This window comes from Morganella sp. B601 (assembly GCF_051172335.1).
GTDB lineage: Bacteria > Pseudomonadota > Gammaproteobacteria > Enterobacterales > Enterobacteriaceae > Morganella > Morganella morganii.
Window position 1 is genome coordinate 147953 of record NZ_JBPIZE010000001.1, and the last position, 20246, is coordinate 168198.

Annotated in this window: 20 protein-coding genes; 11 read left to right on the top strand and 9 right to left on the bottom strand. The window is 53.7% G+C overall.

Translation table 11 applies throughout. From position 1 onward, the window contains the following. Nucleotides 1-5: 5 nt before the first annotated feature. Entirely contained in the window at nt 6-467 is a 462-nt protein-coding gene (accB, locus tag ACSBQN_RS00705) for an acetyl-CoA carboxylase biotin carboxyl carrier protein (protein ID WP_004236288.1), read from the bottom strand. Between the two features lie 17 nt (nt 468-484). Then, nucleotides 485-943 (bottom strand): type II 3-dehydroquinate dehydratase, encoded by a 459-nt coding sequence (gene aroQ / locus ACSBQN_RS00710; protein WP_004236289.1) that lies wholly within the window; start codon nt 941-943, stop codon nt 485-487. Nucleotides 944-1922: 979 nt separating this feature from the next. Here aroQ and mreB point away from each other — a divergent pair. From mreB to ACSBQN_RS00760, 10 genes are all read left to right on the top strand, one after another. Further along, nucleotides 1923-2966 (top strand): rod shape-determining protein MreB, encoded by a 1044-nt coding sequence (gene mreB, locus ACSBQN_RS00715; RefSeq protein WP_004236290.1) that lies wholly within the window; start codon nt 1923-1925, stop codon nt 2964-2966. Nucleotides 2967-3079: 113 nt separating this feature from the next. After that, nucleotides 3080-4195, top strand: coding sequence for a rod shape-determining protein MreC (mreC, locus tag ACSBQN_RS00720; protein ID WP_354633154.1), 1116 nt, complete (start codon nt 3080-3082; stop codon nt 4193-4195). Then, nucleotides 4192-4680 carry a rod shape-determining protein MreD gene (gene mreD, locus ACSBQN_RS00725; protein ID WP_004236292.1) on the top strand — a complete coding sequence of 163 codons (489 nt, stop codon included), beginning with the start codon at nt 4192-4194 and terminating at the stop codon, nt 4678-4680. The genes mreC and mreD overlap by 4 nt, the downstream gene beginning before the upstream one ends. A 47-nt stretch (nt 4681-4727) precedes the next feature. Further along, nucleotides 4728-5339 carry a Maf family protein gene (locus ACSBQN_RS00730; RefSeq protein WP_024474503.1) on the top strand — a complete coding sequence of 204 codons (612 nt, stop codon included), beginning with the start codon at nt 4728-4730 and terminating at the stop codon, nt 5337-5339. Then, nucleotides 5336-6805 (top strand): ribonuclease G, encoded by a 1470-nt coding sequence (gene rng, locus ACSBQN_RS00735; RefSeq protein ID WP_004240537.1) that lies wholly within the window; start codon nt 5336-5338, stop codon nt 6803-6805. Before ACSBQN_RS00730 ends, rng begins: the two co-directional genes overlap by 4 nt. Nucleotides 6806-6883: 78 nt before the next feature. Beyond that, nucleotides 6884-10663 carry an AsmA2 domain-containing protein YhdP gene (gene yhdP / locus ACSBQN_RS00740; protein WP_036408360.1) on the top strand — a complete coding sequence of 1260 codons (3780 nt, stop codon included), beginning with the start codon at nt 6884-6886 and terminating at the stop codon, nt 10661-10663. Then, nucleotides 10660-11517, top strand: coding sequence for a deaminated glutathione amidase (gene nit1 / locus ACSBQN_RS00745; protein ID WP_004236296.1), 858 nt, complete (start codon nt 10660-10662; stop codon nt 11515-11517). Before yhdP ends, nit1 begins: the two co-directional genes overlap by 4 nt. A 3-nt stretch (nt 11518-11520) precedes the next feature. Continuing rightward, the gene (gene tldD, locus ACSBQN_RS00750; protein WP_024474505.1) at nt 11521-12966 is read left to right on the top strand and encodes a metalloprotease TldD; all 1446 of its coding nucleotides are present in this window, start codon (nt 11521-11523) and stop codon (nt 12964-12966) included. After that, a complete protein-coding gene (locus ACSBQN_RS00755; protein WP_036408365.1) occupies nt 12966-13433 on the top strand; it encodes a ribonuclease domain-containing protein in 468 nt (155 codons plus the stop codon). The genes tldD and ACSBQN_RS00755 overlap by 1 nt, the downstream gene beginning before the upstream one ends. Nucleotides 13434-13436: 3 nt before the next feature. Continuing rightward, nucleotides 13437-13733 (top strand): barstar family protein, encoded by a 297-nt coding sequence (locus ACSBQN_RS00760; RefSeq protein WP_004236299.1) that lies wholly within the window; start codon nt 13437-13439, stop codon nt 13731-13733. Here ACSBQN_RS00760 and yjgA read toward each other — a convergent pair. Then, nucleotides 13730-14278 (bottom strand): ribosome biogenesis factor YjgA, encoded by a 549-nt coding sequence (gene yjgA / locus ACSBQN_RS00765; RefSeq protein WP_004236300.1) that lies wholly within the window; start codon nt 14276-14278, stop codon nt 13730-13732. The genes ACSBQN_RS00760 and yjgA overlap by 4 nt on opposite strands. 172 nt (nt 14279-14450) lie before the next feature. On the opposite strand from yjgA, the gene pmbA reads away from it, so the two are divergent. Next, on the top strand, nt 14451-15791 hold the full coding sequence (gene pmbA / locus ACSBQN_RS00770) for a metalloprotease PmbA (protein ID WP_004240526.1): 1341 nt from the start codon (nt 14451-14453) through the stop codon (nt 15789-15791). Nucleotides 15792-16095: 304 nt separating this feature from the next. On the opposite strand, the gene rnk is transcribed toward pmbA, so the two are convergent. The 6 genes from rnk to rpoN form a co-directional block, all read right to left on the bottom strand. Beyond that, on the bottom strand, nt 16096-16506 hold the full coding sequence (gene rnk / locus ACSBQN_RS00775) for a nucleoside diphosphate kinase regulator (RefSeq protein ID WP_004236307.1): 411 nt from the start codon (nt 16504-16506) through the stop codon (nt 16096-16098). 192 nt (nt 16507-16698) lie between these two features. Next, on the bottom strand, nt 16699-16971 hold the full coding sequence (gene npr, locus ACSBQN_RS00780; protein ID WP_004236308.1) for a PTS phosphocarrier protein NPr: 273 nt from the start codon (nt 16969-16971) through the stop codon (nt 16699-16701). 3 nt (nt 16972-16974) lie between these two features. Continuing rightward, complete coding sequence (gene rapZ, locus ACSBQN_RS00785; protein WP_004236309.1) at nt 16975-17826, bottom strand: RNase adapter RapZ; 852 nt, start codon at nt 17824-17826, stop codon at nt 16975-16977. A gap of 69 nt (nt 17827-17895) precedes the next feature. Further along, nucleotides 17896-18363, bottom strand: a complete 468-nt coding sequence (gene ptsN / locus ACSBQN_RS00790) for a PTS IIA-like nitrogen regulatory protein PtsN (RefSeq protein WP_004236310.1) — start codon at nt 18361-18363, stop codon at nt 17896-17898. A gap of 119 nt (nt 18364-18482) precedes the next feature. Further along, nucleotides 18483-18770, bottom strand: a complete 288-nt coding sequence (gene hpf, locus ACSBQN_RS00795) for a ribosome hibernation promoting factor (protein WP_004236311.1) — start codon at nt 18768-18770, stop codon at nt 18483-18485. Nucleotides 18771-18793: 23 nt separating this feature from the next. Continuing rightward, nucleotides 18794-20230, bottom strand: coding sequence for an RNA polymerase factor sigma-54 (rpoN, locus tag ACSBQN_RS00800; RefSeq protein ID WP_024474508.1), 1437 nt, complete (start codon nt 20228-20230; stop codon nt 18794-18796). Nucleotides 20231-20246 lie beyond the last annotated feature (16 nt).

Here is a 20246-nt window from a genome sequence, read left to right on the forward strand (position 1 = left end):
CCCCGTTATTCGATGACGACCAGTGGCTCGTCAAATTCGACAGCATCGCCGTCTTTTAACAGAATTGCTTTAACCACACCGGCTTTGTCAGCTTCGATCTGGTTCATCATTTTCATGGCTTCGACGATGCACAGGGTGTCACCGACATTGACCTGTTTACCGACTTCAATAAAGGCTTTCGCATCCGGGCTTGGTGAACGGTAGAACGTACCCACCATCGGAGAGCGGACCACATGGCCGGCAATCTCTTTTTCCGGCGCCGGATCAGCAAGACCTGCGGATGGTGCAACAGCGGCTGCCAGAGCAGGCTGCTGAACAGGTGCGCTGTATTGCTGTGGTACGGCCATAGCCTGAACCGGTAAAGCGCGGCTGATGCGTACTGACTCTTCGCCTTCAGAAATTTCCAGCTCAGAAATACCGGACTCTTCGACCAGCTCGATCAGTTTTTTTATTTTACGAATATCCATGAGATGATTCCGTACTCTTAGTGTTGAGTTAATTGTGACAGACGGTGAACCGCTGCCTGTAAAGCATAACGGTAGCCTTCCGCACCCAGTCCGCAGATAACGCCGGTGGCGATATCAGAGAGATAAGAGTGGTGACGGAACGGCTCCCGTGCGTGTACATTCGACAGATGGATCTCGATAAACGGGATGCTGACGGCCAGCAGGGCATCACGCAGAGCCACACTGGTGTGAGTGAATGCGGCCGGGTTTATCAGAATAAAATCGGTGTTTCCCCGTGCAGCATGAATTCTGTCGATGAGTTCGTGCTCGGCGTTGGATTGCAGGTGGCTTAGTGTAACGCCACACTGACCGGCATCGCGGGTCAGCGTTGTAACGATATCCGCGAGAGTGAGCGTCCCGTATTTATCGGGTTCCCGCGTGCCCAGCAGGTTAAGATTCGGGCCGTTCAGTAACAATATATGATAACTTTCGGTCATCCTGCTGCCATCTCCTGCAATCTAACGTAAACGCACAAGATAACGCGATGTTAATGCGTTGTCACCTTTTTCTCACCGCAGGCAATATTAATTTTTACAGAGGAAGGGCGACATTATAAACATTTCATTGCAGTTCGCAGCAAAATACTGGTCTGAACAGACCGGAACCGGCACAAGGCTGACCAGTTAATCATACGTATTATCTGTCTGCATCCGTTTGCTGATAGTAGTCTGCCTGCCGGTCTTTTAACAGGTACGCCCGGAGGTCAGGGGGCTTTTCTGCCGGTGTGCTCACATAACCGGCATTCCGGAGGCGGATCTTACGTAAGATGAACAGCGCAGGAATAAGCCGTTGTGAATAGTTGTCTGCCGTTGTGGTGCGTTATAGTGCATCCGCACCGGCAGATTGGCAAGTCCCGGAAATATTATGGTGCTGAATACGGACAAAACGGGATATAACCGGCCTGTATCAGGAATATTACTGTTTATATTTCCGGTTATTTTGAGATTATTCTGAGTAAAGGGTGCTGCTGATTCATCATAATCCGGTGAATAACCCGGTGTTTTTACCGTCTTATCCGTGATTAAGCAGATTGTTTTAATGCGAAGATAGAGGTAGCGGGCGTCAGGCCGATTGTAAGATTGCGTATATTATATAGAATCCGGTTGAACTTGATGCATAGTTACAGGTCAACTGTTCGGAAGTTTGCAGGAATTAATGAAAAAAGAGGGCAACTGCCGGATTTTTTACATTAATTTTAATCTGCCTGCGCGTATTTCCTCAAATATGTGAAAAAGTCTGCGTTTTTATGCAGCTTTATACTGCGCAGTATATAAAAATTATCTAGAATAGACCGCTCCCTGATGTGATGTGGACACGCTGTTGGCAAGGTGCAATCTGTGGCTTGTCGCAAAGAAACGTGGTTGGTAAAGTAGACGGGTTTTCCCCCGTCCCCGGCTTGCAGGATTATCCTTTTGTATGTTTAAAAAAATTCGTGGCATGTTTTCCAACGACCTGTCGATTGACCTGGGTACAGCCAATACCCTGATTTATGTCAAAGGACAAGGCATTGTTCTGGATGAACCGTCTGTCGTGGCTATCCGCCAGGATCGTCCGGGTTCAACCAAAAGTGTTGCTGCTGTTGGTCATGAGGCCAAACGCATGCTGGGTCGTACCCCCGGCAATATCGCAGCAATCCGTCCGATGAAAGACGGTGTTATCGCTGACTTTTTTGTGACCGAGAAAATGCTCCAGCATTTTATCAAACAGGTTCACAGTAACAGTTTTATGCGCCCGAGCCCGCGTGTTCTGGTGTGTGTGCCGGTCGGTGCAACCCAGGTTGAACGCCGTGCCATCCGTGAATCCGCGCTCAGCGCCGGTGCACGTGAAGTTTATCTGATTGAAGAGCCGGTTTCGGCAGCTATCGGTGCCGGTTTACCGGTATCAGAAGCGACCGGTTCCATGGTGGTGGATATCGGCGGCGGTACTACCGAAGTGGCGGTTATCTCCCTGAACGGTGTGGTTTATTCCTCCTCTGTCCGCATCGGCGGCGACCGTTTCGACGAAGCTATCATTAACTATGTGCGCCGTAACTATGGTTCACTGATTGGTGAAGCAACCGCAGAACGCATCAAACACGAAATCGGTTCGGCTTACCCGACTGACGAAGTGCTTGAGATTGAAGTCCGCGGCCGTAACCTGGCTGAAGGGGTTCCGCGCGGTTTCACCCTGAACTCCAACGAAATTCTGGAAGCCCTCCAGGAGCCGCTGACCGGTATTGTCAGTGCCGTCATGCTGGCGCTGGAACAGTGCCCGCCGGAGCTGGCATCTGATATCTCTGAACGCGGAATGGTGCTGACCGGTGGCGGCGCTCTGCTGCGTAACCTGGATCGCCTGCTGATGGAAGAAACCGGGATTCCGGTGATCGTCGCGGAAGATCCGCTGACCTGTGTCGCCCGCGGCGGCGGCAAAGCACTTGAGATGATCGACATGCACGGCAGCGATCTTCTCAGTGAAGAATAAGCGGACTCCCGTCCGTTCAATACTGCAGGCCGGGGGAGTCCGCTCCCCCAGCTCGCCGGATACACACTCTGTCTTCCCGGACGGAATTACTGTAGTGCCTGATATCGCATCCTATGAAGCCGATTTTTAGCCGGGGGCCTTCCCTTCAGATTCGCATTATTGTTGCGGTTATTTTTGCCATCGGACTGATTGTGGTTGATAACCGGATTGATGCTTTTACCAAAATCCGTAACTATCTGGATACGGCGGTCAGCCCGTTCTATTTTTTAGCCAACGGCCCGCGTCAGTTACTGGACGGTATCTCTGATAACTTTGCCACCCGCGAGCAGCTGGAATTTGAAAACCGCGCTCTGCGCCAGGAATTGCTGGTTAAAAGCAGTCAGAATCAGCTGCTTGAACAATTTAAGCAGGAAAATGCCCGGCTGCGGGAGCTGCTCGGTTCACCGCTGCGTCAGGATGAGCACATGATGGTCACCCAGGTGATGGCGGGAGCCAACACTCCGTACCGTGACCAGGTGGTGATCGACAAAGGCAGCCGTGACGGTGTGTATGACGGCCAGCCGGTGATCAGTGATAAAGGCGTGGTGGGACAGGTGATTGCCGTGTCTCAGTTAACCAGCCGTGTTCTGCTGATCTGCGATACCACTCACGCACTGCCGATTCAGGTACTGCGTAACGACATTCGCGTCATTGCATCCGGCACCGGATGTACTGACGATTTACAGCTTGAACCACTGCCGAACAATATTGATATCCGCGTGGGGGATGTGCTGGTCACCTCCGGCCTCGGCGGCCGGTTCCCGGAAGGTTATCCGGTCGGGATCGTCTCTTCGGTGAAAGTGGATAATCAGCGCGCTTATACCATTATCAGTGCCAAACCGACGGCTGACCTTCAGCGTCTGCGTTATCTGCTCTTATTATGGGGCGGAGACAGCAACCCGCGTGAGCCTTCCGGCCCGTCTGAGGTGTACCGTGCGGCCAACGAACGTATCATGCAGGTTATGCCGCAGGTGATCCCGTCTGTCCAGACGCCGGAAACTGACCCGGCTGCGCCGGACGCATCTGCCGCTCCGGCACCTTCCGCCGGTACGACACCACCGAAACCAGCCGGACCTAAACCTGCACAGCCAAAACCGGCAGACACGCCAGCCACTGCCGCACCGGCCGCTCAGGATCCGGCGGCTGATACCGCACCGGCCCGGCCGCTGAGGATGAGGCCGCAACAATGAATACCTACCGGGGACAAAACCGGATTATTGTCTGGCTTTCCTTTCTGATAGCACTGGTACTGCAAATCATGCCCTGGCCGGAGCAGATTCAGTTTTACCGTCCGTCGTGGGCGATGCTGTTTCTTATCTACTGGGTGATGGCGCTGCCGCACCGGGTCAGTGTCGGCTCCGCTTTCTTTCTCGGCATGATCATTGACCTGATTGAAGGTTCCACGCTCGGCGTGCATGCCCTGAGCCTGTCTATCGTCACCTATCTGGTCTCATTCAGACATCAGCTGCTGCGCAATATGGCGCTGTGGCAGCAGTCGCTGGTCATTATGGTGTTGTCAGTGCTGATGCAGTTCTTTGTTTTCTGGTCAGAATTTTTATTGTCCGATATTGTGTTTCATCCGGAAGTCTTCTGGAACAGTCTGGTCAATGGTATCTTATGGCCATGGATTTTTTTATTACTGCGTAAGACCCGCCGTCACTTTTCTGTTCATTAATCAGGGAACGGCGGCGTGATACGTTAACAAAACGTCAGGACCCCTGAATGCTGCCGATTTACCTTGCTTCAACCTCTCCCCGCCGCCGGGAACTTATCCGGCTGCTGAATGTTCAGTGTGAAACACTCTCCCCCTGTATCGATGAAATCCGCCGTGACGGTGAACCCGCTGCGGATTACGTGGTACGTCTGGCGCGGGAGAAAGCACAGGCCGGGGTGGCACTGGCAGCGGAAGACCGGCCGGTTATCGGCTCTGATACCATTGTGGTGCTCGGTGGTGATATCCTGGAGAAGCCCCGCGATGCGGCACATGCCTTTGCCATGCTCAGCGCACTGTCCGGCTGCACACATCAGGTGATGACGGCGGTCGCGGTTTCTGATCGTTTCCGGACACTGAGTACATTGATTGTGACAGATGTGACATTCCGCCGGTTATCAGATGACGAAATAAACGAGTATATTCAGACAGGTGAGCCGATGGACAAAGCCGGTGCTTACGGCATCCAGGGCCTGGGCGGGCGCTATGTCCGCAAAATTAACGGTAGCTATCATGCTGTGGTGGGATTACCGTTAGTGGAGACCGAAGAATTAATTAAGCGGTACACGGATACCCTGAACGGGGTTGTACCGGAACATATTGACGGGAAAGAAATACCATGACAGCCGAGCTTTTAGTTAACGTGACCCCGTCTGAAACACGGGTCGCTTATATTACCGGCGGGATCCTTCAGGAAATTCATATTGAGCGCGAGGCTAAACGCGGTATCGTCGGCAATATCTATAAAGGGCGTGTGAGCCGGGTGCTGCCCGGTATGCAGGCGGCCTTTATCGATATTGGCCTGGATAAAGCAGCCTTTCTGCATGCCTCGGATATTATTCCGCACACGGAATGTATTTCCGGGGATGAAAAAGAGAAATTCCGCACCCGCGATATCGGGGAACTGGTCCATCAGGGGCAGGATATTATTGTGCAGGTGGTCAAAGATCCGCTTGGCACCAAAGGCGCGCGTCTGACCACCGATATCACGCTGCCGTCCCGCTACCTGGTGTTTATGCCGGGCGCCTCTCACGTGGGGGTTTCCCAGCGCATTGAGAGCGAAGAAGAGCGTGAGCGCCTGAAAAACATTGTGGCGGGTTATTGTGATGAGGACGGCGGTTTTATTATCCGCACGGCAGCGGAAGGGGTCGGGGAAGAAGAACTGACCTCTGATGCCGCGTTCCTGCGCCGGTTGTGGACCAAAGTTATCCAGCGCAAAAAACGCAATACCACCCGTACCAAAATCTACGGTGAGCTGGCGCTGGCACACCGCATTCTGCGGGATTTTGCCGGTGAGTCACTCGACCGTATCCGGATTGACTCCCGCCTGAGCTTTAAAGAGTTACAGGAATTTGTGGATGATTACATCCCGGAAATGACCGCCAAACTGGAACTGTACCAGGGCAGTCAGCCGATTTTTGACCTCTATGATACCGAAAATGAAATCCAGCGGGCGATGGAGCGCAAGGTCGAAATGAAATCAGGCGGATACCTGATTATCGACCAGACTGAGGCGATGACTACCATCGACATCAACACCGGCGCGTTTGTCGGGCACCGCAATCTGGAAGAAACCATTTTCAATACCAATATCGAGGCCACCCAGGCGATTGCGCGGCAGTTACGTCTGCGCAACCTCGGTGGTATCATTATCATTGATTTCATTGATATGACCGATGAAGATCACCGCCGCCGGGTGCTGAGTTCGCTGGAGCTGGCGCTGGCCAAAGATCGCGTGAAGACCACTATCAACGGTTTTTCGCAGCTCGGGCTGGTGGAGATGACCCGCAAACGCACGCGGGAGAGCCTCGAACATGTCCTGTGCGAGAAATGCCCGACCTGTCAGGGGCGCGGCAGTGTCCGCTCAGTGGAAACGGTCTGCTATGAAATTCTGCGCGAGATTGTCCGCGTGCACCATCTGCTGGATGTTGATCGCTTCCTCGTCTATGCCTCACCGGCAGTGACTGAGGCATTGCAGGGGGATGAATCCCATGCCCTGGCAGAGGTGGAGATTTTTGTCGGTAAACAGGTTCAGGTTCGCGCCGAACCGCTCTACAGCCAGGAACATTTTGATGTCGTCATGATGTAATTCATTGGCGGTATACTGCCGGATATAAGCGGATATCCGGTTCCGCCGGCCTTGACAGCTGCAGGAGAAGGAGAGCCAGTGAGGCGACTGCCCGGGATTTTACTGACATGTGTGATTGTAATCGTGATTGCTGCGGCACTGGTGCTCGGCGGTCTGCGCTATCTGTTGCCTCAGATTAATGAATACCGCCCGCAGATCGAACAAAAACTCTCACAAATGACCGGTGCCACGGTCAGAATCGGTGAAATCAGCGGCCGCTGGCAGGGATTCGGCCCGGCGCTGACACTCCGTGACCTGACTGTTACCGCTCCGGACGCGGACATTTCAGCCGAAAAAATCGACCTATCCCTGGATATCTGGCGGACGTTATTCCGTTTTCAGGTCAGTTTCCGTGATCTGACATTCTGGCACATGAAGCTGGATTACAAACAGCCGCTGAGCAGTGACGGCAGCAGTATTGAAACCGATGATGCGATGTCCGGTCTCTGGCTGGAGCGCTTTGATAATTTTGATCTGCGCGACAGTGAAATCCGTTTTCTCACGCCGTCCGGCGATCCTGCCACTTTGCTGGTTTCCCGTCTGTCATGGCTCAATCAGAGCAAACGCCACCGCGCTCAGGGGGAGATCAGTCTCTCCTCGGTGAATAACCCGCGCGGCTGGCTGCAGGTGCGTCTGGATCTGCGGGATGTGAACGGTCTGCTGGATGAGGGAACGGTCTACCTCCAGGCGGATGATATTGATATGACGCCGTGGTTCAGCCGCTGGCTGCGCGACAACACCGGGCTGAACAAGGCCGGTTTCAGCCTGGCCGGCTGGATGACGGTGGAGAAAGGGATGGTCACCCGGGGCCTGGTCAGACTGAACTCCGGCGAGGCGGACTGGCTGGTCGGTAAGGACACGCACACCCTGGAAGTTCAGGATCTGCTGGTGCAGATGCGCCGCCAGGGGGAAGGCTGGCTGTTTAATATCCCGGATCTGCTGAATCTGAAAACTGACGGGCAGCAGTGGCCGGAAGGCAGTCTGTCACTGCTTTATATCCCGCCGTCGGCCAAATACGGCGGCAATCCGCATCTGCGTATCCGCGCCAATGATATTGAACTGGCGCGTCTGAGCAGCATTGTGCCGACGTTCTCTTTCCTCACCAATGATATTGTCAAAGCCTGGCAGGAGCGCGAGCCGTCAGGTCTTATCCGCGATTTTGCCCTTGATATCACCCCGGCCGCCCCGGAAAACCTCGAACTGGATGTTTCCTGGCAGGATGTCAGCTGGAAAGCACGGGAGGAATTACCGTCGGTATCTCATTTCAGCGGCGTATTACGCGGCGGACAGGCACGCGGCATTCTGCGTTTTGCCCTCGATGACAGTGTGCTGGACTACCGCCCGATGTTTACCGCACCGCTGGCGGTATCAGAAAGCCGCGGACAGGTGCAGTGGAATAATACGGACGGCAACTTCAGCCTCTGGAGTGATAATTTAGATCTGCAATCCGGCGCGCTGCGGGCGAACGGCAACTTCCGCTATCAGCATGATAAGGACCGGCCGCCGTCTCTCGGGATCCTCGGCGGCGTGACCCTGACGGATGCCGGGGAAGCCTGGCGCTATTTCCCGGTACCGCTGATGGGGGAATTCCTGAGCGAATACCTGACACAGGCGCTGATTGCCGGTAAAGCGGAAAATGCTACGGTGATATTTCAGGGTAACCCGGCAGACTTCCCGTTCCGCAAAAACGAAGGGCAGTTCCAGATTTGGGTACCGCTGCGTGACGCCACCTTTAAATATGATCAGGAATGGCCTGCTCTGATAAACATGGACGCGGATCTGAATTTCCATAACCAGGGTCTGTGGATCAGTGCACAGGAAGCAAAACTGGGCGAGGCCACCGCCCGCAATCTGAAAGCGGATATTCCGGATTTCATGGTTGAGCGCCTCTATATTCAGTCTGATATTGAAGGCAAAGGCGAATCACTGGGTAAATATTTTGATCAGACACCGATGAAAAGCTCTATCGGTAATACCCTGGAGCAACTGAAAATCGGTGGTGAGGTTAAGGGTGATCTTAAACTGGAAATCCCGCTTAACTTCAATGAGATGGTGCGGGCGACCGGGCATGTTAATCTGAAAAATAATGATATTGATGTGGTGCCGCTCGGCAGCACACTCAAAGGTGTCAGCGGACAATTCCGCTTTGATAACGGCGACCTGGAAAGTGATCGCATCACGGCGCACTGGTTCGGTCAGCCGCTGAATATCCGCTTTACCACCAAAGAAAATCCGTCTGATTTTGCCGTCAATATCGATCTGGACGGTAACTGGCAGATGAAGGGCATCGACGGTATACCGGCGGCCATAAAACAGCACGTAACCGGTTCGTTCCCGTGGACAGGGGTGGTGAACATTGCCCTGCCGCAGAAAGGGGAAATGAGCTACACCGTGGATCTGGAAGGTCAGACCGGCAAACTGGCCAGCAGCACCTTACCGGCTGTCCGGCGCTGGGCGGCGGAGAGCGGCACACTGAATGTGCATGCCACCGGGACAGAACACACCCTGAAAGCCGGGGGAACCGTCGGCAAATCGTTCAGCGTCCTGACGGACTGGCGGCTCGGCGATATTCTCACGCTTAATGGTGCGGCAATCGTTCCGGGCACAAAAGTGCCGGAGAAAGTCACGCCGGATGTTATCAGTATTGCCCTGCCGCCGATCAGCGGTGAGGAGTGGGTCGGTGCGCTGGCTGTTGCCGGTCAGAATCACCAGCAGCCCGCCTCACTGAAACTGCCGGGAAATATTGATATTTCCGCCCCGTATGCGGATTTTGCCGGACAGCGCTGGAATCAGGTGAAACTGCGTATTCATCCGCAGGAAAACGGCTGGCTGCTCAGTTCGGACAGTCAGGAGCTGCGCGGGGATATCCGCATTCCGGCTTCCGGACCGTGGCAGGCAAGTATTGATTATCTCTACTATAATCCGGAGTCGATTCAGAATGCGCTGCCGGAATCGCAGCGTAATCAAACCACCAAAACGGATTACCGCGTCGGCAGCTGGCCTGCGGTCACACTGCGCTGTGAAGCCTGCTGGGTGAGCGGCCTGAATATCGGTACGGTGAATGCGAAAGTCTGGCCGGAAAATAACTCTCTGGTGCTGGATGCGGCAACAGTCAAAAACAGTGCCAGTGAACTGACACTCAGCGGCCGCTGGGATGCCGGTCCGGAGCCATTGTCGCACTTTAAAGGTCAGTTTAAGGGGCCGGTCTTTGATAATATGGCCGCCTATTTCGGGGTACTGGTGCCTATCACCGGCTCACCGTTCAATGTGGATTTTGACCTGAGCTGGCGGGATGTTCCCTGGTCGCCGGATGTGGCAACCCTGAACGGCATTATCAGCACGTCGCTCGGTAAAGGGGCGATTGAGCGGATGGGCGGCGGTAACGCCGGTAAACTGCTGCGGCTCGTTAGTTTTGATGCATTACTGCGCAAATTACAGCTCGATTTCACGGATACTTTCAGTAATGACTTCGTTTTTGACAGCATACGCGGTAAAGGCGTGATAAAAGATGGTATTTTAAAGACAACCGATACCCGCGTGGACGGATTAATGGCGGATATCAGCTTTAGCGGTTCAGTTTATCTTGTGGAGCGTCGTATTGATATGTCGGTGGTTGTCACACCGGAACTCTCTGCGACGGTCGGGGTGGCGACAGCCTTTGTGGTTAACCCGATAGCCGGAGCGGCAGTCTTTGTGGCCAGTAAGGTGCTCGGCCCGCTCTGGAGTAAAATTTCGGTGATACGGTATCACCTGAGCGGCAGTTTAGAAGAGCCGAAGATAGATGAAGTTTTGCGTCAGTTAAAGGAGACCCGGGAATGAAAAACGCAAATGTGGCTTTATTGCAGCTGTGCAGCGGCACAAATATTAAACACAATTTGGCGCAAATCGAACAACAGATCAAACAACTGCCTGATAATATCAAGCTGGTGATGACACCGGAAAATGCGCTGATTTTTGCATCAGGCAACACCTATCAGAAGTATGCGGAAGTGCAGGGCGAAGGCCCGCTGCAGTCAGCGGTGGCTGATATGGCGCGCCGCTACGGGGTGTGGATCCTGGTCGGCTCGATGCCGATGATCAGCCGTGAAGACCCGGCGCGTATCACCAGCAGCAGCCTGCTGTTTGATGATAAAGGGGAAATCAAAGCCCGTTACGACAAAATTCACATGTTTGACGTGAATATCGATGATGAGCAGGGTTCATACAATGAATCAAAAATCTTCCAGCGCGGCGAGCACATCACCGTGGTGGATACCCCGGTGGGTCGTCTCGGTATGACCATCTGTTATGATCTGCGTTTCCCGGGCCTGTTTCAGGCACTGCGTGAGCAGGGCGCTGAGATTATCTCTGTTCCGGCGGCCTTTACCCGGCTGACCGGCAAATCTCACTGGGAGCCGCTGCTGCGCGCCCGTGCGATTGAAAACCAGTGCATTATTCTGGCACCGGCACAGGTCGGTGTACACGGTACCCGCCGCACATGGGGACACACCATGGCCGTTGACGGCTGGGGCAAAGTGATGAAGAAAAATACGGATGCGGTGGCCGCCATCGGCGTGGATATCCGTCCGGACAGCTTAACCTCAATGCGTGAGCAGATCCGCGTGGTGAAACATAACCGTTTCCGCCCGCAGCTGACTTCACTGATTGAGAAAAACACCACAGGTAAAGAGTAAATTATGAGTTTTTCAACTGTCAGCAATCATCTGCTGACCGCCCATGATCTTGATGAACAGGATCTCTTTTCTGTCCTCACACAGTTAGCGGATCGCCATATTGATTATGGCGATCTGTACTTCCAGAGCAGTTTTCATGAAGCCTGGGTGCTGGAAGATAAAATTATCAAAAACGGCTCTTACAATATTGACCAGGGTGTCGGGATCCGTGCTGTCAGCGGCGAGAAAACCGGCTTTGCCTATGCGGATCAGATAAGCCTGACCGCATTACAGCAGAGTGCATCCGCCGCCCGCAGTATTGTCCGTGAGCAGGGTAACGGTAAGGTGCAGAGCCTGCACCGTGTCAATAACACGGCACTGTATGCCGCGCTCGATCCGCTGCGCGCAATGCCGCGTGAGGAAAAAATCGCGCTGCTGCACCGCCTTGACCGTGTGGCACGGGCGGAAGATCCGCGTGTGCAGGAAGTGAATGCCAGCCTGACCGGTGTCTATGAAGAAGTGCTGGTAGCTGCCACTGACGGCACGCTGGCGACGGATATCCGTCCGCTGGTGCGCCTGTCAGTCAGTGTGCTGGTGGAAGAGGACGGCAAACGCGAGCACGGCGGCAGCGGTGGCGGCGGCCGTTTCGGTTATGAATATTTCCTCGGTACGGAAGACGGTGAGATCCGCGCAGACCATTTTGCCCGTGAAGCGGTGCGCATGGCGCTGGTGAATCTCTCTGCTGTTGCGGCACCGGCCGGGTCAATGCCGGTTGTGCTGGGCGCGGGCTGGCCGGGCGTGTTACTGCATGAAGCGGTCGGTCATGGCCTGGAAGGAGATTTCAACCGCCGTGGTGCTTCGGTATTCAGCGGAAAAATCGGTCAGCAGGTCACATCATCACTCTGTACCATTGTTGATGACGGTACTATCGGCGATCGCCGCGGGTCACTGGCAATTGATGACGAAGGGGTGCCGGGACAGTATAACGTCCTGATCGAAAACGGTATTCTGAAAGGTTATATGCAGGATAAACTTAACGCCCGTCTGATGGGTGTTGACCCGACCGGCAACGGCCGCCGTGAATCCTATGCCCATCTGCCGATGCCGCGCATGACCAACACCTATATGCTGGCGGGGGAATCGTCGCCGGAAGAGATTATCGCCAGTGTGAAAAACGGTCTGTATGCCCCGAATTTCGGCGGCGGTCAGGTGGATATCACCTCCGGTAAGTTTGTGTTCTCGACATCCGAAGCGTATCTCATTGAAGACGGTAAAATTACCAGACCGGTGAAAGGCGCGACACTGATTGGCTCCGGTATCGAAGCCATGCAGCAGGTATCGATGGTCGGTAATGACCTGAAACTGGATAAAGGTGTCGGTGTCTGCGGTAAAGAAGGCCAGAGCGTGCCGGTGGGTGTCGGTCAGCCGACGCTGAAACTGGACAGCATTACCGTCGGCGGAACGGCCTGATGATGCAGAAATACGGCACGCTGGTGATTGTTCTGATTGTGGCGGTCTCCGCCTGGCTGGCGGGGTTACCGGGGCAGTTTATCGAAACCCGTCCGTCAGAGCCGGTACCGCAGCATACAGAACAGCCGCAGAGCATTGATGCCCTGACAGCACAGTCACGGGTGGTCAGCTATGTGCAGCAGCACCAGCGTCTGCCGGATTACTATGTGACGAAAAAAGCCGCCCGTAATGCGGGCTGGCAGCCGTCAAAAGGTAATCTCTGTGAGGTGATGCCGGGTAAAGCTATCGGCGGCGACCGTTTCGGTAACCGGGAAAAAGGGCTGCCGGATGCGCCATCACGCCAGTGGTTTGAAGCGGACATAAACTATAACTGCGGCCATCGCGGCAGTGATCGTCTGCTTTATTCCAGTGACGGGCTGATTTATGTCACCACTGATCATTACCGTTCGTTTCAGCAGGCCAATTAACCCATGACACCTGATATCAGCATTGTGCGTTTTGATTTCCGCACCATTCGGACAACAGACGATTTTTATCAGCAATTCAGTGATAAATTTCAGCTGCCGTACTTCGGATGTAACACGGATGCACTATGGGACATGCTGACAGGCGGGATAGATCTGCCGGTGATACTGGCGTTTGAACATATTACCGCACGGCAGCGGCGGCTGTTTTCAGCCATTATCGGTACCTGCCGGGATGCGGAGGAAGAGTGGCCGGGGGATATTCAGCTGGTGCTGACCCCCCTGACCATGACGGCGGATTAAGCGCTTTCTGCCAGTTCTTTCAGATACTGGAACAGCTGGCGGTAAGCTTTCGGCGGTTTATTGCCTTCGCGCTCTTTTTTCGCGTTACGGATAAGCGCACGCAGCTGCTGGCGATCAAGGTGCGGGAACAGCGCAACGGCTTCTTCCGTCACAGTGTCATCACCGGTGACCAGGCGTTCGCGCAGATCTTCGAGTTTATGCAGCAGGACAACCTGCTGGTTATGGCGGTTTTTCAGTTTGTCGAGTGCCGTGGTAATCGGCTCCGGGTCACGGGCCCGCAGCAGTTTACCGATGAGCTGTAACTGACGGCGCAGACCTTCACGCTTGATTTTTTGTGCAAGCAGGATGGCTTCGAGCAGCTGTTCATCCAGCGGAATACGTTCCAGCTGGGTTTTGCTCAGTGCAACCAGTTCAGCGCCGAGTTTTTTCAGGACTTCAGCATCGCGTTTAATTTCGCTTTTGCTGACCCAGATTATCTCGTCATCCTCTTCCTCCTGAGGAAGTGCATCGGGTTCTTCAAACCAGTCTTCAGGCTGCTTTGCCATAATAGTATTTCCTGTGGCGAAACACAGAGCGGCGGGTGCCGGATGATCTCTGTGTTTGTGAGTGTTAACATTTGATTATTGCGTATTGTAACCGGGGAAAAGGCCGGATAACACCTATTCAGCTGTCTGATTAGCTGACGGCCCCTTAATTTATTGAATTGGAACCTGATTGATGAATATCACTTCTCAGATTATGGCGCAGCGTACGCGCCTGGAACAAGCGGTTTCGCAGGCACTGAGTATTGCACAGAAAGGGTGTGACAGCGCCGAAGTTGCTGTCAGCAGAACCACCGGGATGAGTGTGAGCACCCGTATGGGTGAGGTGGAGAATGTCGAGTTTAACAGTGACGGCGCACTGGGGATCACGGTGTATCATAACCAGCGCAAAGGCAGTGCATCCTCCACAGATTTAAGCGAAGAGGCGATTGCCCGTACCGTACAGGCAGCGATCGACATTGCGAAATATACATCTGAAGATCCTTGTTCGGGCCCGGCAGATCGCGATTTACTGGCTTTTGAGGCACCGGATCTGCAACTGTTTTATCCGTCCGAAGTGAGTGCTGACCAGGCTATCGACTATGCCGCTAATGCGGAAAAAGCCGCACTGAGTGCCGATCCGCGCATCACCAACACAGAAGGCGGCAGCTTTAACAGCCATTACGGCATCCGTGTGTTTGGTAACACGCTGGGTATGCTGCAAAGCTACTGCAGCAGCCGTCACTCCATGTCCGCCTGTGTGATCGCAGAAGAAAACGGCGATATGGAGCGTGATTACGCCTATACCATAGCCCGTAAGTTGGATGATCTGAAATCCGCACAGTGGGTGGGTGAAGAGTGCGCCCGCCGGACACTGTCCCGCCTCGCACCGCGCAAACTGGCAACACAGAAAGCGCCTGTGATTTTTGCCCCGGAAGTGGCAACCGGTTTGTTCGGGCATCTGGTCGGCGCGATCAGCGGTACCTCTGTGTACCGCAAATCTACCTTCCTGCTCGACAGCCTCGGTAAACAGATCCTGCCGGACTGGCTGACTATCCGCGAACTGCCGCATGTGATCGGCGGCCTGGCCTCCACCCCGTTTGACAGCGAGGGGGTCCGCACTGAGGATCGCCTGATTATCGAAAACGGTGTGCTGAATAACTGGCTGATGACCACTTATGCCGCCCGTAAACTCGGGCTGAAGAGCACCGGCCATGCAGGCGGGATCCACAACTGGCACATTGCCGGTCAGGGGCTGGGATTTGACGACATGCTCCGCGAAATGGGCACCGGTCTGGTGGTCACCGAACTGATGGGACAAGGTGTCAGCGGCATCACCGGTGATTACTCCCGCGGCGCATCCGGTTTCTGGGTGGAAAACGGCGAGATTCAGTATCCGGTCAGTGAAATCACCATTGCCGGAAACCTGAAAGACATGTGGGCCAGCATTATCGCCACCGGCGACGATATTGAAACCCGCAGCAACATTCAGTGCGGCTCAGTCTGGCTGCCGGAAATGAGTATTGCGGGGCAGTAAGTGTCTTACTGTATAAAAACCCTGACTTTTATGTCAGGGTTTTTTTATGCCGGAAAGAAGCACAGCACTACATCATCAGTATTATCAGGCCCTTTGTGAGCATAAATAGCTGGTTTTCGAAATTCAGGATCAGTGGCAGCGGGGAATCTGTAAAGGGTGATAAGGCAATGATCTGCATCATACTGAATGTTGACATAGCGGCTCCGGAAAGAGGGAAGATAAGCCATCATGCAGAAAACGAAGGGAAAATGGAAGCTGCGCCCGCAGATTGCCTGAAACGGACGCAGAACCGGCTTAAAGCGGATTAACGGTGTAACTCACCGGCAGCTTCAGGCTGATAGATAATTTCTGATACTTTTACGCGCGTTGCTTCACCGTTCGGCAGTTCCCATGAGATCTCATCACCGACAGAAAGCCCGAGTAACGCAGCTCCCAGCGGTGCCATCACAGACAGCTGTTCAGCACTGTCTTTCAGCGATGCCGGGTACACCAGGGTGCGGATACTCTCTTTCCCGCTCGATAAATCTTCAAAGCGGATGCGGCTGTTCATCGTCACGACCGTGGCAGGCATTTCTGCCGGCGGCAGGATTTCTGCGCGATCTAACTCTTCATTCAGGGCTTCAGCAACCGGACTGTCAGCATAAGCCGGCTGTTCCAGCAGCATATCCAGACGCTCCGCGTCCAGTTCATTAATAATTATATTGGGTTTTTTCATACCACACTCCAAATCATTTCCAATACAAAAGAACACCCCCACACCAGAAGGAGGGGGGTGCTCATTTGATAATTAATCTGATAGTAGGCTGTTCTCCTCCGAAAGGAAAGAGATCAGGATCACGAACTGCCGGGCTGCGTGAACGAAACAGCGTATCAGTTTTCTTTAAGTAAAATATTTCGGTTAGTATAACTAATCTTCATCAAAACCTGAATCAAAAAGGGAAATAATTGCCTCAATGGCGGAATTTTCATCAGGCCCTGTTGCTTCCACTTCAATAAAACTGCCCTGTTCGGAATCCAGCATCAGCATAGCGAGCACACTGTCTGCCCGGGCTTCTTCATTTTGCTTATTACGGAATACCACCGCTGACCGGAAGGTCTGGATCAGTTCAAACAGTTTCATGGCCGGCCGGGCATGCAGCCCCAGCCGGTTTTTGATTTCAACCTGACAACGGATAGTCATGGGTTATTTCCGTTTTTCCAGTGTCCGGTGGCGCGACTGCACGTTTTTCCCGCGTGAGCGGAAGTAATCCGCCAGCTGCTCCGCCACATAGACAGAACGGTGTTTACCGCCGGTACAGCCGATAGCAACGGTCAGGTAGCTGCGGTTGTTGGTTTCCAGCATCGGCAGCCACAGTTCCAGATAACTGCGGGTCTGGTAAATAAAGTTATGTACTTCCGTATGGCGGTCGAGGAACGCCGCCACAGGTTTATCCAGACCGGTCATCGGACGCAGTTTCGGATCCCAGTGCGGGTTCGGCAGGAAGCGGACATCAAACACATAATCCGCATCAATCGGAATGCCGTGTTTAAACCCGAACGATTCGAATACCATGGTCAGCTCGCGTTCGCGCTTGCCGAGCAGACGGGTTCTCAGCATTTCTGCCAGTTCATGCACTGACATTTCAGAGGTATCGATAATCAGATCTGCACGGGAGCGCAGCGGCTCCAGCAGATCGCTTTCCTCATCAATGGCGCTTTCCAGCGAGAGATTTTTACTGGAAAGGGGATGCAGACGGCGGGTATCACTGTAACGGCGGATCAGGGTGTTGCGATCCGCATCCAGGAACAGCAGCTGGGGTGAGAAACTGTCCGGTAATCTGGTCAGGGCTTCCTCAAACACCTCCGGGGACTCCGGCATATTGCGGACGTCAATACTCACTGCGGCAGAGGTATCGCGTGTTGCCAGGGTAGCGGCAAGCTCCGGCAGAAGAGTGACCGGCAGGTTATCAACGCAGTAGAAACCCATATCTTCCAGCGCCCGCAGGGCAACAGATTTACCCGAACCAGAGCGGCCGCTGACAATCATCAGCACCATGAGGGGACTCCCTATCGTTTCTCTTTCAATGGCAATACGCCATTATCCGTTGTCGTCAGCCGGTTATCATCACTCAGTGATGATACTGTACAGCTCTTCATCGCTTTGCGCCTGACGCAACCGGCGGCAGAGCGCTTTGTCAGCCAGTTTTTTGGCCACTAACGACAGTGTGTGTAAATGCGTCTGACACTGATCAGACGGAACAAATAACGCAAACAGAATGTCCACATTCTGATTGTCAATCGCATCAAACGCGATAGGTTGCTCCAGATGTAAAAATACGCCGCAGGCGGTTTGCGCCTCGCTTTTGTCCAGTTTTCCGTGGGGGATGGCAATCCCGCCACCAATACCGGTTGTCCCGACTTTTTCCCGTGTAAGGAGTGCCTCAAACAACGTGTTTTCCGGCAGCGCCAGCGCGGTGGCAGCCAGTTCACTGATAATCTCCAGCGCGCGCTTCTTACTGGTACAGTGAATATTATTGCGTGTACAGCTGATACTCAGTACATCGCTCAGGGACAAATTTGCTTCGTTATTCATTTCATTGTTCACTTAGGATCAGAATCCCGGCAACCACCATGGTAACCGGGATCAGAGCACTGCTTTTTTCTGAGAAAATTCAGACTGTTAATTCAGTCATGCACCCGGGTGCAGAAAATTTACCGGTTTCTCAGTTTTTCTTTGTGTTTGGACAACTGACGGCCGAGTTTTTCTGCCATCTCATCAATTGCCGCGTACATATCCTCTTTTTCCGCTGAGGCGTGAAGATCCGCACCGTTTACCTGAGCCGTTGCCTCCGCAATTTTACTCACCTTTTCAATCCGCAGGATCACCTGAACGCTGTTGATTTTATCGAAAAACTGCTCCAGTTTCTTACACTTGGCTGTCACAGTCTCACGTAATGCGTCTGTAATTTCAACGTTGTGGCCGGTAATTTGTAATTCCATAGTGTCTTCCTTCTCAATGTGTATCAAATCAGCTGCTTACGCTGATTTGAGGGCGGGATGGATAACGACTCACGATATTTCGCGACAGTACGTCTGGCGACCTGAATGCCCTGTTCGGCAAGCATATCGGTCAGTTTGCTGTCGCTGAGCGGTTTCGCCGGATTCTCGGCGGCAACCAGTTTTTTCACCAGTGCACGGATGGCTGTGGAGGATGCCTCGCCCCCGCTGTCAGTACTGACGTGGCTGGAGAAAAAGTACTTCAGTTCAAAGATCCCCCGCGGACTGTGCAGGAATTTCTGCGTTGTCACCCGGGAAATGGTTGATTCATGCATCTCAACCCGCAGTGCGATATCAGCAAGCACCATGGGCTTCATATATTCTTCGCCCTGTTCAAAGAACGCCTGCTGCTCTTCCACAATACAGGTCGCGACTCTGAGCAGAGTATCGTTCCGGCTTTCCAGACTTTTAATGAGCCACTTTGCTTCCTGCAAATTGTTGCGGATAAACTGACTGTCGCTCTCACTGCGGGCCCGCGAACCCATTGCGGCATAGTGATTATTGACCCGCAGACGGGGAATGCTGTCGGAATTGAGTTCCACTGTCCAGCGTTCGCCGTGTTTTCTCACGAGGACGTCAGGAATAACATACTCTGATTCTCCGGTGTTGACTACCAGGCCGGGACGCGGTTCCAGTGACTGGATCAGATCAATAGCGGATTTCAGCGCCTCTTCTTTCAGTTTGGTTACCCGGCCCAGGGTCCGGAAATCCCGGTTCCCCAACAATGCCAGATGCTGATCAACGATAGCAAGGGCTTCTTTCAGGCTCGGGGTTTCCGGCGGCAGAATTTTCAGCTGCACCATCAGACACTCCCGCAGGTCGCGGGCGCCCACACCCACCGGGTCAAAACGCTGGATGCGCTTGAGTACGGCTTCCACATCTTCGGTGGTGACCTCATCGTCACCGATACTCAGGCGGATATCATCGACAGAAACAGTCAGATAGCCGGTTTCATCAATCGCATCAATGATTGAGAAGGCAATCGCGGCATCGGTTTCGGTAAAGGGGGTCAGGCGGGCCTGCCAGATCAGATAATCCTGTAAGGTTTCGGTGGTTTCACCCTGATAGAGCGGCAGTTCATCGTCGCCGTAATCATTGCCGGTGCCGGACGGTGTACCGGCGGTGTAGATTTCTTCCCACTGTGCATCCAGCGGCAGATCATCCGGCATGGCGGTCTGTTCGAGAGCCTCGGCGCTGTCCAGCTCTTTCTGTGATTCAGATTCAGCCGGCGTGTCAATTTCCTGATGGTTATCATCAAGTTCCAGCAACGGGTTAGATTCCAGCGCCTCGCGGATCTCCTGCTGGAGTTCAAGCGTGGAAAGCTGCAACAAACGGATAGCCTGCTGGAGTTGTGGCGTCATCGCCAGTTGCTGGCTGAGTTTAAGCTGCAGACTCTGCTTCATTACGGACACGGGCTCC